The following is a 13,471-nucleotide window of genomic DNA, read 5'->3' as shown; positions in this document are numbered from 1 at the left end:
TTATCATGGTTCATCAAGTGACAGGTTTTTCTGATGCTTTGCTAGCGTGGGAACAATGGAATCTTACCGACTTTGATTACAAGAGTGCTCAGGTACTTGCGCTGAAATCAGAGATCGAAAGTCAATCTGCGCCTTTGGCGACGGTGGCGACTTATCATCTAGAGCAAGCGTCTGCGCTGCTTTCTGAACATCACCTAATGGCAGGTCCTACGGGCGAAACCAATGAGTTGTATGCCGCTGGTCGCGGTGTGGCTTTGGTAATTGTTGATGATTGCGAAGAGAAAGTGCCAGCACTGCAAACTGCAATGGCTTTGATTACTGCTGCGCTATTGGCAGGTAACAGCGTTCAATTGTGCAGTGATGATGTGCAGTTCAATACCTTAGTTGCAGACGCAGCTAAGTCGGCTAACTTGCCAACTAACTTGGTGCAAGTTGCCTCGTATGACGCTGCTCAACAGTTGTTGTCTTGCGATGTACGTAGCGTGGGTTACGTAGGTAACTCGCAAACGGCACAAGCTATCAATTTACAGCTTGCTAAGCGTGACGGTGCAATCGTCGGTTTAGTAGCTGAAACGGATCTGGCGACAATGAATGTTGCCAATGATCCACACCTATCGCTGCGCTTCATTACCGAGCGTACGCGAACTATAAATATAACAGCCGTGGGCGGTAACGCGACCTTGCTCGAACTTGGAAGCGAAGCTCACTAACCTTCAGTAAAATTGGCTCTAAGCACTTTTGGTTCTTTCCAACTTTGGTTTTCACCATCTTTGGATTTAACTGATAGTGCTTTGGAGCCTGAATACCTAACTCAATGCACTTGCTTGCCTTAACGGTGAGTGCCTTGCATTGAATTAGGCATGGAAGGCTTTCTACAAAATGAGGACTATCAAATGATAGAAAACAGTTTTGCAATAACGACGACGTTCATTGCGTATCTAATTATGATGCTAGCGATCGGTGTTATTGCTTACAAACGTACATCTAACTCAACTGACTACTTCCTAGGTGGTCGTTCGTTAGGCCCATGGCCTGCTGCACTTTCTGCTGGTGCATCAGACATGAGTGGTTGGTTGCTACTTGGCCTGCCTGGTTACGCTTACGCTGCTGGCTTTGAAGCATTTTGGCTTGCTGGTGGCCTACTTGTTGGTACTTGGGCAAACTGGTTAATCAGTGCAAAACGTCTACGTACTTACAGCATTACGACTGAATCACTGACGCTGCCTGAGTTCCTATCTCGTCGTTTCAATGATAATTCTAAGCTGATCCAGACAATTTCTGCTTTCTTTATCCTTTTATTCTTCCTTTTCTACACAAGTTCAGGCTTGGTAGCAGGTGGTAAATTGTTTGAAACGGTATTCGGCCTAGATTACACAACGGCGGTCATTATCGGTACCGTATGTGTGGTTTCGTACACCCTGTTTGGTGGTTTCCTAGCGGTATCTTGGACTGACTTAGTTCAAGGCCTATTAATGTCTGCTGCGCTATTGATTGTGCCAATCGCAGCAATGAACGGCGGCCTTGGTCAGCTATCTACAGACCTTCATAACATCAACCCAGAGCTACTCACGCTATGGAATGATGCGAAAGGTGAGCCGCTTTCTGCTATCGCGATCATCTCGCTAGCGGCATGGGGTCTAGGTTACTTCGGTCAGCCACACATCCTTGCTCGTTTCAAAGCAACGCGTAGCAATAAAGACCTAACAACCGCGCGTCGTATCGCTGTGGTATGGACTGCGCTGTCTATGATTGGTGCAATGCTGGTTGGTCTTGTTGGTCTAATCTACGTGACGAACTCTGGCGCGCCTAAGCTAGACGATGGCGAGAAGATCTTCATGCTTCTTGTGAACGCGATGTTCCACCCAGTAATTGCAGGTATTCTACTGGCGGCAATCTTAGCGGCAATCATGAGTACTGCGGATTCACAACTTCTTGTTTCTTCATCTGCAATGGCAGAAGATCTGTATAAGCAAGTTCTGAAGAAAGACGCTACGTCAGAAGAGATTGTTCGTGTAGGCCGTTTCGCGGTTATCCTAATCTCTCTGATTGCACTTGTACTAGCGATGACGCCAGACAGTTCAGTACTTGGCCTTGTGTCTTACGCATGGGCTGGTTTTGGTGCTGCATTCGGCCCAGCTATCGTATTGAGCCTGTACTGGTCTCGTATGAACCGTAACGGCGCTCTGGCGGGTATCGTGGTTGGTGGTGTGACGATTGTACTTTGGAAACAGTTCACGGGCGGTTGGTTCGATGTGTATGAAATCGTACCGGGAATCATCCTATCGACTCTTTCTATCGTTATCGTGAGTCTAATTACGGGCGAGCCTGAAGAAGAAGTTAAGAAGCAACACGCTGAGTTCGAGAAGAACCTCGTTGAGCTAGACTAATTTACATTGTAAAACAGATGTGAATTAACAAAGAACATGAGCTAAAAATAATAGAGTCACTTCGGTGGCTCTATTTTTTTGACCATACCCCAATGCTTTGACCTTTCGACCTTGTGTTGCGTCTGGCAAGTTGAGTGTATTGAGCATGTTTACCTTGTTGGTGACGCTGGCTAAGTCATACTTCTAGGCTCAGAGCATTTCCGTTCCCACTGCGATACATTACTCTTGCTAAGAGCCGTTGAGTAAATGAATAGGAAGTTAATAGTGCCTCAAGTAATCCCGAATATTGGCTTTAACCATGAGAAAACGGCGCAAGCTGAGCTGGAGTTGGTGCCCTTGTCTCGGCTCTATTCAGAAAGTAATATTAACCACGATCCTCAATTGCCACATCGTGTCAGCTTCTTCCTGATTCTGTTTATCGGGCAAGGCTCTGGCACGCACATGGTCGATTTTGAGGACTATCCTTTTAGCCAAGGGAGCGTGTTGTTCATTCAAAGAGAGCAGGTGCACGCCTTTGATTTTAGTAACAAGCCACAAGGCACTGCGGTTTTGTTTACTCAAGCGTTCTTAGACAGCGTTCACGCTAATATGAAGTTGCCGAACTACACGCCTACTCATTTGAACAAGGCGCACTCGGCACTGTTGTCACTCGACGAGTCCCACCAAGAGCGGACGCAAAGTCTCATTCAGCAGATTATGACGGAGCTGAATCTGCCAGAATCCGATCCCTTGATTGTCATGTACTTGTTCTCAGCACTAGCCCTGATTCTTCATCGCCTACGACCAGAAGTGAAGCAAGACGCCTTGAGCTTGCAGCAGAACATTAAGTTTGCCCGCTACTTTGAGCTTCTTCAAAACAACTACCTGCGCGTGCGTGATGCAAACTGGTACGCCAATCAAAGTAACACCACGTACAAGACGTTGAACCAAGTGTGCAAGGTCGCAACAGGGTTAACCGCTAAGCAAATCATCGATTCTTTTACCGTTTTAGAAATGAAGCGTCAGCTGGTGGTAACCAATATTACGTCTCAGAAAATGGCGTTGGATTTTGGGTTTGAAGATGCGAGTAATTTCGTTAAGTACTTTAAAAATCATACTCAGATGACGCCGAGTGAGTTTCAAAAGAAGTATTCCAAGCCTTCACTCTCTGAATAGCTAGTAGGTCGACACGAACCATCTAAGGTTCGATATCTACCATTTTTCTGCCTAAATCCACTCTACCGTGAGCCTCTCTCGTTGACTAATATAGTTTCCAAGCCAACGAGAGGACTTAATAATGAAAACAATAACTAACACATTCAAATCAACACTACTAACTGCTGGCGTACTTGCTGCTTCTGTTGTTACCGGTTCTGTGGCTGCACAAGAGCTGTCTATTCAAGAAAAAGCGGTAGCGGTCATTTCGAGCATTGAAACGGGCGACGCAAAAGCGGTGAGCTACATTAACCCTGAAAAGTACATTCAACATAACCTAGCGGTAGGTGATGGCTTAGCGGGCTTTGGTGAAGTATTACAAATGCTTCCAGAAGGTTCAGCGAAAGCGCAAGTGAAGCGCTCATTTCAAGATGGTGATTTCGTAGTAACACACACTGAATACAACTTCTTCGGCCCTAAAGTCGGCTTTGACGTGTTCCGTTTTGAAGAGGGACAGATAGTTGAACATTGGGATAACTTGCAAGAAATTGCCAAGCCAAACGCAAGTGGTCGCACTCAATTAGACGGTACGACTAAAGTCGTAGATCTCGAGAAAACGGATCAAAATAAACAGCTTGTCGGTGGCTTTGTAAAAGACATCCTGATCGGCGGTGACATGTCGAAGATTAATCAGTACATCGATAACGAAGACAGCGCTTACCTTCAGCACAACCCTGGTGTAGCCGATGGCCTAAGCGGTTTGGGTGAAGCTTTGGGGGCGTTAGCGGAAGCAGGCATGCCAATGGTTTATACCGCTAACCACAAGATTTTAGGCCAAGGTAACTTCGTGTTGTCAATCAGTGAAGGCCAGTTCATGAATAACCATGTCGCTTTTTATGATCTGTTCCGTGTCGATAACGGCAAGATCGTTGAGCACTGGGACACTATCGAAACCATTCCAGCGCGTTCAGAGTGGAAAAATGAAAATGGTAAATTTGGCTTCTAAGTTGGAGTCATATTGAATCTAAAATGATTTTTCAAATCGGCACTTTCATAATGGGAGTGCCGTTTTTTTGTTGGTGTATTTGATGGAAGATCGCGTTGAGGAGACGGTTTGAAGGGGTTTTACAATGTAAATTGAAACCGAGTGAATGAGAGAAATTGCATGGAAGAGGTTGGACCTTTATGGCGTTTGATGTCAAAAAATGAAACAGAAAAATGGCTATTTTTTGAACTTGGCGCTCACTTTTGTGATTAGCTCGGTGAATTGTTGAACTGAATTGGACATGATGTGTCAATTGTCAGTAACCACTAAAGACCTATAGGACAAAGGTATGCCAGATCTCTATTGCAAAGGATGTAAAAAAACAACACTACATAAGTCTATAATGAAACGTTGTGAATCAGAGCCTGAGACAACCTCTGGCCGTATGATGCAATGGACGTCAAAGCTATTTAGTGGAAACCTGTACTACGATATGGAAACTCAGCACTTTTGCCGCACGTGTAACTGCCGTTGCGAAACAGGAAGTACTGTACCCCAAGTTGGTTTAGCTTAACTTACAGTAAGCGCTCACTAACTTAGATCAAAAAACCTCCGTTTTAGGAGGTTTTTGCGTTTCTATGCGGCTTTGAGTGCTAGCTCGGCATCAATGGCGTCACCATCAATCTTCACATCCCAACCATAGTTTGAGTATTCATTTGCTAGTGCCTGAGCAACATCTTTTGATACCGTTACGTGTGTCCATGAACCAATACCGTAAGGTTTATATGCGAGTTCTTGCGTTTTCATAATAGAGTCATCCTTTCTCTTTGATAATTATATTATTCACTTTGGCCTATATCCTTTCTTTCGTTTCCGGCTCAACTTATTTGTTAATCGGGTCATTTCTATAATAATTTGTTAATAACCAGAGTTTGATTTATAAGGGTTCTTATCTATTTGTATGTATTTATATTTGGCGTGAATATCATCCGTGCATTTAGTTTTTAAATGTGTGAGCGAGGTTTTCTTCGATTGCACTTGGTATGGAATATACTGAGCGGAATTTAGAATGTTTAAGGAATGTTATGTCTCAGCATCAGCTCGATCGTATCGATAAAGAGATACTAAGAATTCTGCATATGAAAGGGCGTTTACCTGTTGTTGAACTGGCAAAACAGGTCAACCTTACGACGTCACCTTGCTCTGATAGACTCAAGCGATTGGAGAAAGAGGGCTACATCACGGGCTATCATGCTGAGCTTTGTTCAGAAAAGCTGGGACTCGATGTTCAAGTCTTTATTCATATACGTCTCGATCAGACTAGCTTTTCAATCTTCGACAAATTTGCCCAAGCGGTAGAAATGATGCCTGAGGTGGAAGAGTGCTACTCACTGTCGGGTGACTTTGACACTATGATCAAGGTTCGAGTGAAAGACATGAAGGCGTACCAAGCGTTTATGGCAACGAAATTGGGTACCTTGCCCGGTGTGATTCAGACACGCAGTGAAGTGGTGATTGAAGAGCATAAAAAGGGCTTCGGCGTGAACCCTGAGTTGTTGGCAACTATAAAATAGTGGCCTAATTTCGCATACCAACGTGATTTAGATATAAAAAATGGAAGCTAATAAGCTTCCATTTTTTGTTGAGCGTCAGATAAAGAGCAATCCGATAAACTTGTTCGCCTTAAAGCGTAATGGCCGCAGAGATTAAGCCAATCACACCACCGAATACACCGCCCCAAACCACAAGCCAGCCAAGGTGTTTCTTGATCATGGTCTGAACCATCTCTTTAACCAGCTTAGGTGTTAGTTCATTCAAGCGCTGATCGATGATCGCCTCAATGTTCTCTTTGATTTCATCCATCATCGCAGGCGATTCTAGCTCGTCTTTGATGGCATTTTTTACAGAATCACTCTTGCTGATTTCAATCACAGATTCTTGCATCTTCTCAACAAACGGCGCTTTCATTGGCTCTAGTGCTTCTGTGCCACCAAACATTGCCAACATACCGCCAAACTGAGAGTTCTCGATAACATGCACCAGTGAGTCGAATGCAGGGTTAAAGTCGATCTTCTGAATCACAGGCTCTAGATTGAGCGACTTTCCTGTCATCTCGCTGCTTAGGAAGCGGTCGATGTTACTTTCTGTAAAGAATTGCTCCATCATCAGTTGCTTGATAGCTGCCTTGAACTCTTCAAAGCGCGCTGGAATAACGCCAGAACCGTATAGGCCGGGTACTTTCTCGAACAACATGTGAATCGCAAGCCAGTTGGTGATGGCACCAGAAAATGCGAATAGGCCTGCGTAAAGCAAGTATTGGTTTGCTGTCGCATAGCCGCCAGCAAGCAGTGCTAACGCAATAACGTTAGTTAAGACACTTTTGTTCATGGTTGATCTCTCGAAAGAATATTGCGCGCATTTTAAGAAAAAAACGCCAAGAAAAAAACAAAAGGATCGATGAAGTTTGTTGGACAGGTAGCAAAGAGTACCAAATAGCAGGCATAAAAAAGGCTAGCCTCCCCCCGAAGTCTAGCCTTATTCCAGAACGCGCAAGCGAGGCGTCTTTGGTGCTAATGTCATTATATAATTACGACATAACATTCTGCTATGTGTAATTTACCGTTAATTAACAAATTGGTGTGAATCACATCGCACTTTTAAAGTAGCACAAAAATTAAGCGTTCGTAGCTTTCTCAAGATCATCGGCAATGAAGCCACCGGTTTGGTGATTCCACAATTGAGCATAGATACCATTTTGTGTAATCAGCTCTTGGTGCGTGCCTTCTTCTACGATATTACCGGCATCAAGCACGATCAGGCGATCCATCGCAGCAATGGTCGATAAACGGTGTGCAATCGCAATAACCGTTTTGCCTTCCATTAGCTCAATCAAGCTCTCTTGAATCGCGGCTTCTACCTCAGAATCGAGTGCAGAAGTTGCTTCATCGAGAACAAGTAAGGGAGCATTTTTCAAAAGAACACGCGAGATAGCGACACGTTGACGCTGACCACCAGAAAGCTTAACGCCACGTTCACCTACTTGAGCATCGTAACCAACGTTGCCAAACGGGTCGGTTAGCGTTTCGATAAACTCATGCGCGTGTGCTTGTTTAGTCGCCGCGTATACTTCTTCGTCTGATGCCTCTGGTCGACCGTAAAGAATGTTGTCTTTGATCGAACGGTGCAGCAGTGAGGTATCTTGAGTCACCATACCAATGTTGCTGCGCAGAGAATCTTGAGTAACGCTCGAGATCTCTTGGTCATCAATTAGGATGCGGCCACTTTCTACATCGTGGAAGCGCAGCAGTAAGTTAACTAGGGTCGACTTACCTGCACCTGAACGGCCAACCAAGCCCACTTTTTCACCCGGTTTGATGTTGAGGTTTAGGTTGTTAATCACACCCTTATTCTCACCGTAGTTAAAGCTCACGTTGTCGAAGTTGATACCGCCTTGTGGAACGTCCAGAGGCTTTGCGTCTTTTTTATCTTCGATAGTGATAGGCTTAGACAGAGTTTTAATGCCGTCAATCACGGTACCAAGGTTCTCAAACAGACCACCGATTTCCCACATGATCCATTTCGACATGCCGTTAATACGCAGAGCCAAGCTGACCGCAATCGCGATTGCACCCACGGTGATCGCGTTGTCTAACCATAGGTAGATAGAGATACCTGCAATGCTGAATACCAATAGATAGTTAGCGAACTCAACGCAGATGTTGAAGCCAGTAACCAAGCGCATTTGGCGATGAACCGTATCTAAAAAGCCTTCCATGCCTTCTTCTGCGTATTCGGTTTCTCTTTTACTGTGTGAGAACAATTTCACGGTGGCGATGTTGGTGTAGCTATCAACAATACGACCTGTCATCAGTGAACGAGCATCCGCTTGCTCTGAAGAAACGTCTTTTAGCTTTGGCACGAAATGCAGTTGAATACCGATGTAAACGAATAGCCAAATCAGCATCGGGGCCATCAAGCGCCAATCTGATTCAGCAAGCATGAACAGCATCGCCGTGAAGTAAACCGTTACGTAGACAAACACATCAACCATTTTGGTCACGGTTTCACGTACCGCGAGTGAGGTTTGCATTACTTTGGTCGCGACACGTCCGGCGAAGTCATCTTGATAAAAGGACAGGCTTTGCTTCAAAAGGTAGCGGTGCGCTAACCAACGAATCGACATTGGGTAGTTGCCCAGCAAAGTTTGGTGAAGCAATAGCGAGTAAACACTGATCAAGATTGGCATCACAACCAACAGCAGCACACCAAGGCCCATAAGAGTGGACTTGTTGTCAGCTAAGAAGGTTTCTGGGTTACTTGTTGATAGCCAGTCGACCAATTGCCCCATGTAACCGAACAGCGCGACTTCGATGATCGCGATGGTCATGCTCATCAACCCGAGAAAAATCAATGGTTTTTCGAAACCTCGAGTGTAATGGCGGCAGAATGCCAGTATGCCAGTAGGAGGTTGTATCGGCTCTCCCTTTGGAAAGGCTTCAGTAAAGCCTTCAAATTTCTTGTACATAGATTTCCCTTTATAAACTAGTGCATCTATAAGCGACTGCATCGTTGGTGCAGCTTTGTTTTTATGGTCTTGATTTGAAATTTAACTGTCTTAGTTTGAAATTATATAAGCGCCAATGGGTTCTTATCAGTATTAAGTCATTCGATGGATTTTGTTCTAGCGCCTATTTAGGCACTTGGCTTTAAAACACTAAAACTTTGTCTAAGCAATGCAGGAAAGGTCCAAAGAATGTCTTTCATGACGCTTATTTTAGATTGAATTAGACAGGAAAAGTTAAGCTTATTTCAAACGTAATTGATTGTTATGCAACGGTGATAATCCTAACGTTAAATGGATTAAATTGTAATCAAAACTCGTGATAGGCGAGAAAATGGAATCAGAATATTTATCCATAAAGTGACTTAACGAATATGCATACAGTTGGTTCTTTCTGATGTGCTGTTATCTTGCAGTAAAAATTACCGATTAATCTAAGATCTGCAGTAATTGTTTGGGATAAATATTCAAATCAATATTCTTTTCAGTGAATCTTGTCGTAACAAGTTGTTTACAATTCTGAAGTAAATAAAAGATAGGGACGGTTGAAATGTTAAACCTACACAAAAAATCACTTCATATTACTAATGTTCAAAACGCCAATTGCGTTGTTATGGTGCCGCCAAAAGAGTTTAAATTTAACGAAGAAACAGCACGTGATAACGAATTTCAGCACAGAGTGAATCTGACCGAAGCTGAGGTGAAGGTAGAAACCATGGCCGAATTTAAGGCTATGGTCGCTTCGTTGCGTAAAGAAGGTGTGCAAGTTGTAGAGTTTGATTACCCAGAGTTGGGCGTTGAAACTCCGGATGCTGTTTTCCCAAACAACTGGTTCAGTACCTGTAGTGAGGGAAGCTTATTCACGTTCCCTATGGCGTGTGAAAACCGTCAGAATGAAGTTAAGCCAAACGCTCTTATTGAAGCGTTAGAAGCGTCGGGTCGTATTGTTAACCACAGTGAATCTCTAGAGTCTTACATCGCGCAGGGTTCTTATCTAGAGAGCACGGGCGTGATGGTTATCGACCATATCAACAAGACTATCTATGCTGCGCTTTCTCAGCGTTGTGACCGTGAAGTATTGGAAGATTACGCGAAGCGTATTGGCTATTCTCGTGTGGTCTCTTTCCAAACGGCATTACCGTCTGGTCAGCCGATTTACCATACCAATGTGATGATGGCGATTGGCGATAACTTCTGCGTGATCTGTGATGAAGTGATCCCTGAATTTGAACGCCGCTTTGTGGTGAAATCTCTTGCTAAAGACAAGCAGGTTATCTCTATCTCAATTGATCAGATGAACCGATTTTGCGGCAACATTTTGCAACTGGAGACGGTGAATGGCGACAAGGTGATCGCGATGTCTCAATCGGCTTACGATGCGTTTTCTCCAGCTCAGTTAGCTCAGCTATCGACACATGGCAAGCTGCTACCATTTAACGTGAAAACGATTGAAGACATTGGTGGTGGTTCGGTGCGATGCATGTTGGGCGAGGTGTTCTTACCAACCCGAGTGAATCGTCTGTAGCAAGTATAGAAAGTATAGCAAGCGCTCATTTCCAGTAATGGATCTTCGAATACCACTCTTATCGCAGAGTGGTATTTTTGTTTTTATCTATCTTTGTCTCGGTCTACCAGAAGTAAGAAGACAGCATAAGAGAGCCAGAGCTAGATACAGGAGCTAACGCGCATAAAAGTTAACGGAAAACAGCTAACGAAAAAAGCTATGAAGCGTTCTTGAAAGCTCTGTGTTCAATGAACTGAGCCGACAGTGTTACGACTTCCTTGGAGTAGACAAGCGCTGTGTGGTTGAGTTTGAGGGCGTAAGTATCAGTGGCTCCTCTCAGGTTGGCGTCTTCGAGTGTTACTGTGCCATCCCCAGGATTTCTTCCCAATACAATGCGTCCTACTCCGGCGTCGTAGGTACCCGTAATTACGCCTATCGGCACATCAATATCGTAGTCACCCAAGCCATCGCTTAAAATCATTTTGCTCGAACCAAATATAAATCCAAGCCCATGATTAGACAGTGTTTTGGCGATGGTTGCCCCATTGTGCGGAGTGCCTGCTGTAATAATGCAGGTGTCGGCGAAGTGTGGTTGGTAGAATTTAAAGTAATGACGAATTAGCAAGCCACCCAGTGAGTGACCGAAAAAATAGACCTCATCATACTCATTAAAACGAGCATTCACGAAACGATTGAGACGTTTGGCTGCAGAAGGGAAACGCAGCGAGTTGTAGGCAAACTTGTGCGTTGTAAAGCCGCGTTTTTTGAAGTTTCTATCCAGATATTGCATGATCAACGCAGGCATATATAGACCATGAATTAAAACTATATGTTTGTTTTTATTATTCATTTTTGTCCTCCGTCTGATGATGTTTCCAGTATATTTAGTCGCAAATCTAAACTCAATAAAACTTGCTACTAATGGGACACAAAAGACAGAGAGTCCTTGATGGATAAGGGGTGGGTTAGTCCGATCTCACTCCACCATAAACATCTATGGTTAAACCGCCTTGTTTGGCATAGGTATTCGGTGTTAGCCCTATGGTTTTCTTCAGGTAGCGAATTAGGTGTGGTTGGTCGCTAAATCCAAACTGGTAGGCAACGTCTATCCAATCAATGTCATCAAAATTTCGTTTATAAAGGTATTCGAGCATCGCCTCGAGTTTGTTCATCGATTGGCACTGTTTCAACGTTAGTCCTGTCACCTTGTTGAAGCTTCTTTCTAAAGTCCGTTGCGAGCAAAACAGTTTGTCGCCGAGCTCTGCAATCGGTGTTGTACTAAGTACTTGTAACACCTTACGCGTGAGTTCGCTGTGTCTGTCTGTTTTACCTGCCGATAGCCAAGGTAGCAGCAAAGAATCCAACCGCTCACAACAAGCTTTAAAGTCGGTTTGAGCGAGCTTGATCAGCGACATTGCTTCGGTATTGGAATTACCTAACAAATTGGCGAGCTCGATAGGGTTAACATGGTCTAGGCTGGGGTGTGGACAGTCTGGAATATTTAACGAGTACAAGGCGCCTACATGGAACTTGATACCCAAATGAATAAACGGCTTCGAGTGATCCAGTTCAATCGCTTTATGGTGTGGTAGTAGTAGATGACAGCCAACGCCTTGATCGACTTGTTGCTCGATCGTGTAGTGATACGCTTGTTCATTTGGCGAAAAAATCAAGTGTGCCGATGGATCGGGATTGAGTATCGGAAATTGATGAGTTTGAGCGTCGGGCGTTTTTTCAATCAGCCAGTAGCAATCAATGAACTGAGCAACTTCAGGAGATTTCGGAGACTGTAACCAATTGATCATTCGGTATTCTATTTGGGGTTAACGTTACATATAACTATATGTGTCTATCGTTGGGGAAGATAGTTTTCTCTTTGTTGAACGCGTAATGGCTAACCACAAACAATAAAGCCCATAACCGTTGGATGTATAGAGTCACAGTTATAGGCTTGTTGTTGTCTTCACTATCAAAGCGTCAATTAGTTAAAGTCGAATCCTAACTGAAATCGAACTGTAGGATTCGGTTTTTCGATGACAAACCAGTGCGAGCGATCGCTTTCTGCGCACCGATGTTGCTGCTTTCTGTAGAACACATCGCTTCCAAACCTTGGCTGGTGGCGTGTTGTGTTAGAAAGTTTAGTACGCGTGTTGCTAAGCCTTTTCCACGTTCTTGTTGCGCGACAACCATACCCAAGTCAGCAAACTGCGTTTGGTGTTCATCGAATTTACGACACTCTCCCGTAGCAAGAATACTGTCGCTTTCCCAGTAGCCCCATAGCTCTTGGCGGGCAATCAAATTGCCGTAGTAACCGGTGAGCCACTTTTTAGGTGCGCCAATCGCTGATGAAGAAAATTCGACTAGCTGATCGAGTTGCTCTTCCGTCGCGAGGGTCATCTCGATGTTTTCAATGTTGTTTGCGACGGCTGTTGGACGCTGGCGGAACATCAATGCGTTGACTTTGAAGGACTCGGTATTGTCCAAGCATAGTGACAGATACTGCGGCTCTGCTGTGCTCACGAATGCGCCTTTCACTTCACCAATCACAGAGCTGTTGTTTTCGATGATCAAGGTGAACAAGTCGGCGATATTCGCGTTGGCTGTTGCGGATAGGAAAAACTGAAGCAAGTAGCCTCCACCATTCAACACGCAGTAACCGACAAGCTTGTTGTTTTCGTAAAAACCAAAATGGTCAGACATTGGTACAAAACCGAAATGCCACATGCCATCGAGTGGAGCTGTTGACTCAGTAAAGTAAGCCGATTTAAGTTCGCTTAAGTCGCTAAGTGATGAGATTTTTTTGATGTCTAACATCGCGTTAATTCCTGTTGTTCCAATTCGGTATAGTGCGTAGCTGCTGTCAGGTTCTCAGGGCTTTGTTGCGTAATTAAATTTATAGA

General features: G+C 44.3%; 12 protein-coding genes. 6 read left to right on the top strand and 6 right to left on the bottom strand.

Features of this window, described 5'->3' with window-relative positions; all coding sequences use genetic code 11:
• Positions 1 to 5: 5 nt before the first annotated feature.
• The 4 genes from A142_RS19170 to A142_RS19155 all read left to right on the top strand — a co-directional run bounded on the left by A142_RS19170 (position 6) and on the right by A142_RS19155 (position 4,527).
• Positions 6 to 710 carry a 1-pyrroline-5-carboxylate dehydrogenase gene (locus A142_RS19170; protein WP_019823311.1) on the top strand — a complete coding sequence of 235 codons (705 nt, stop codon included), beginning with the start codon at positions 6 to 8 and terminating at the stop codon, positions 708 to 710.
• 186 nt (positions 711 to 896) lie between these two features.
• Positions 897 to 2,387, top strand: coding sequence for a sodium/proline symporter PutP (gene putP / locus A142_RS19165; protein ID WP_029405518.1), 1,491 nt, complete (start codon positions 897 to 899; stop codon positions 2,385 to 2,387).
• Between the two features lie 264 nt (positions 2,388 to 2,651).
• Positions 2,652 to 3,542, top strand: a complete 891-nt coding sequence (locus A142_RS19160) for a helix-turn-helix domain-containing protein (protein WP_019823306.1) — start codon at positions 2,652 to 2,654, stop codon at positions 3,540 to 3,542.
• 121 nt (positions 3,543 to 3,663) lie between these two features.
• Complete coding sequence (locus A142_RS19155) at positions 3,664 to 4,527, top strand: nuclear transport factor 2 family protein (RefSeq protein WP_019823304.1); 864 nt, start codon at positions 3,664 to 3,666, stop codon at positions 4,525 to 4,527.
• A gap of 615 nt (positions 4,528 to 5,142) precedes the next feature.
• Here the strand turns inward: A142_RS19155 and A142_RS25235 are convergent.
• Positions 5,143 to 5,313, bottom strand: coding sequence for a hypothetical protein (locus A142_RS25235; RefSeq protein WP_019823299.1), 171 nt, complete (start codon positions 5,311 to 5,313; stop codon positions 5,143 to 5,145).
• 278 nt (positions 5,314 to 5,591) lie between these two features.
• On the opposite strand from A142_RS25235, the gene A142_RS19150 reads away from it, so the two are divergent.
• Complete coding sequence (locus A142_RS19150) at positions 5,592 to 6,080, top strand: Lrp/AsnC family transcriptional regulator (RefSeq protein ID WP_019823298.1); 489 nt, start codon at positions 5,592 to 5,594, stop codon at positions 6,078 to 6,080.
• Positions 6,081 to 6,189: 109 nt separating this feature from the next.
• Here A142_RS19150 and A142_RS19145 read toward each other — a convergent pair whose 3' ends face one another.
• Entirely contained in the window at positions 6,190 to 6,894 is a 705-nt protein-coding gene (locus tag A142_RS19145; protein ID WP_017065155.1) for a hypothetical protein, read from the bottom strand.
• A 286-nt stretch (positions 6,895 to 7,180) separates the two neighbouring features.
• Positions 7,181 to 9,031 carry an ABC transporter ATP-binding protein gene (locus A142_RS19140; protein ID WP_019823295.1) on the bottom strand — a complete coding sequence of 617 codons (1,851 nt, stop codon included), beginning with the start codon at positions 9,029 to 9,031 and terminating at the stop codon, positions 7,181 to 7,183.
• A gap of 586 nt (positions 9,032 to 9,617) precedes the next feature.
• Between A142_RS19140 and A142_RS19135 the strand changes: the two genes are divergently transcribed.
• On the top strand, positions 9,618 to 10,592 hold the full coding sequence (locus tag A142_RS19135; RefSeq protein ID WP_019823294.1) for an arginine deiminase-related protein: 975 nt from the start codon (positions 9,618 to 9,620) through the stop codon (positions 10,590 to 10,592).
• A gap of 196 nt (positions 10,593 to 10,788) precedes the next feature.
• Here A142_RS19135 and A142_RS19130 read toward each other — a convergent pair whose 3' ends face one another.
• The 3 genes from A142_RS19130 to A142_RS19120 form a co-directional block, all read right to left on the bottom strand.
• Entirely contained in the window at positions 10,789 to 11,421 is a 633-nt protein-coding gene (locus A142_RS19130) for an esterase/lipase family protein (protein WP_019823291.1), read from the bottom strand.
• Between the two features lie 115 nt (positions 11,422 to 11,536).
• Complete coding sequence (locus tag A142_RS19125; RefSeq protein ID WP_019823290.1) at positions 11,537 to 12,376, bottom strand: helix-turn-helix domain-containing protein; 840 nt, start codon at positions 12,374 to 12,376, stop codon at positions 11,537 to 11,539.
• A 193-nt stretch (positions 12,377 to 12,569) separates the two neighbouring features.
• On the bottom strand, positions 12,570 to 13,385 hold the full coding sequence (locus tag A142_RS19120; RefSeq protein ID WP_019823288.1) for a GNAT family N-acetyltransferase: 816 nt from the start codon (positions 13,383 to 13,385) through the stop codon (positions 12,570 to 12,572).
• Between the last annotated feature and the right edge of the window lie 86 nt (positions 13,386 to 13,471).

It is taken from the genome of Vibrio splendidus 12E03, from assembly GCF_000272105.2.
GTDB lineage: Bacteria > Pseudomonadota > Gammaproteobacteria > Enterobacterales > Vibrionaceae > Vibrio > Vibrio splendidus_I.
This window is presented reverse-complemented; position numbering and strand designations above follow the sequence as displayed.

Excerpts from the sequence above, each read along its gene's own strand:
- A142_RS19140 (WP_019823295.1), bottom strand. The coding sequence starts at position 9,031 with ATGTACAAGAAATTTGAAGGCTTTACTGAAGCCTTTCCAAAGGGAGAG.
- A142_RS19130 (WP_019823291.1), bottom strand. The coding sequence starts at position 11,421 with ATGAATAATAAAAACAAACATATAGTTTTAATTCATGGTCTATATATG.
- A142_RS19150 (WP_019823298.1), top strand. The coding sequence starts at position 5,592 with ATGTCTCAGCATCAGCTCGATCGTATCGATAAAGAGATACTAAGAATT.
- A142_RS19125 (WP_019823290.1), bottom strand. The coding sequence starts at position 12,376 with ATGATCAATTGGTTACAGTCTCCGAAATCTCCTGAAGTTGCTCAGTTC.
- A142_RS19145 (WP_017065155.1), bottom strand. The coding sequence starts at position 6,894 with ATGAACAAAAGTGTCTTAACTAACGTTATTGCGTTAGCACTGCTTGCT.
- A142_RS19120 (WP_019823288.1), bottom strand. The coding sequence starts at position 13,385 with ATGTTAGACATCAAAAAAATCTCATCACTTAGCGACTTAAGCGAACTT.
- A142_RS25235 (WP_019823299.1), bottom strand. The coding sequence starts at position 5,313 with ATGAAAACGCAAGAACTCGCATATAAACCTTACGGTATTGGTTCATGG.
- A142_RS19155 (WP_019823304.1), top strand. The coding sequence starts at position 3,664 with ATGAAAACAATAACTAACACATTCAAATCAACACTACTAACTGCTGGC.
- A142_RS19170 (WP_019823311.1), top strand. The coding sequence starts at position 6 with ATGGTTCATCAAGTGACAGGTTTTTCTGATGCTTTGCTAGCGTGGGAA.
- A142_RS19135 (WP_019823294.1), top strand. The coding sequence starts at position 9,618 with ATGTTAAACCTACACAAAAAATCACTTCATATTACTAATGTTCAAAAC.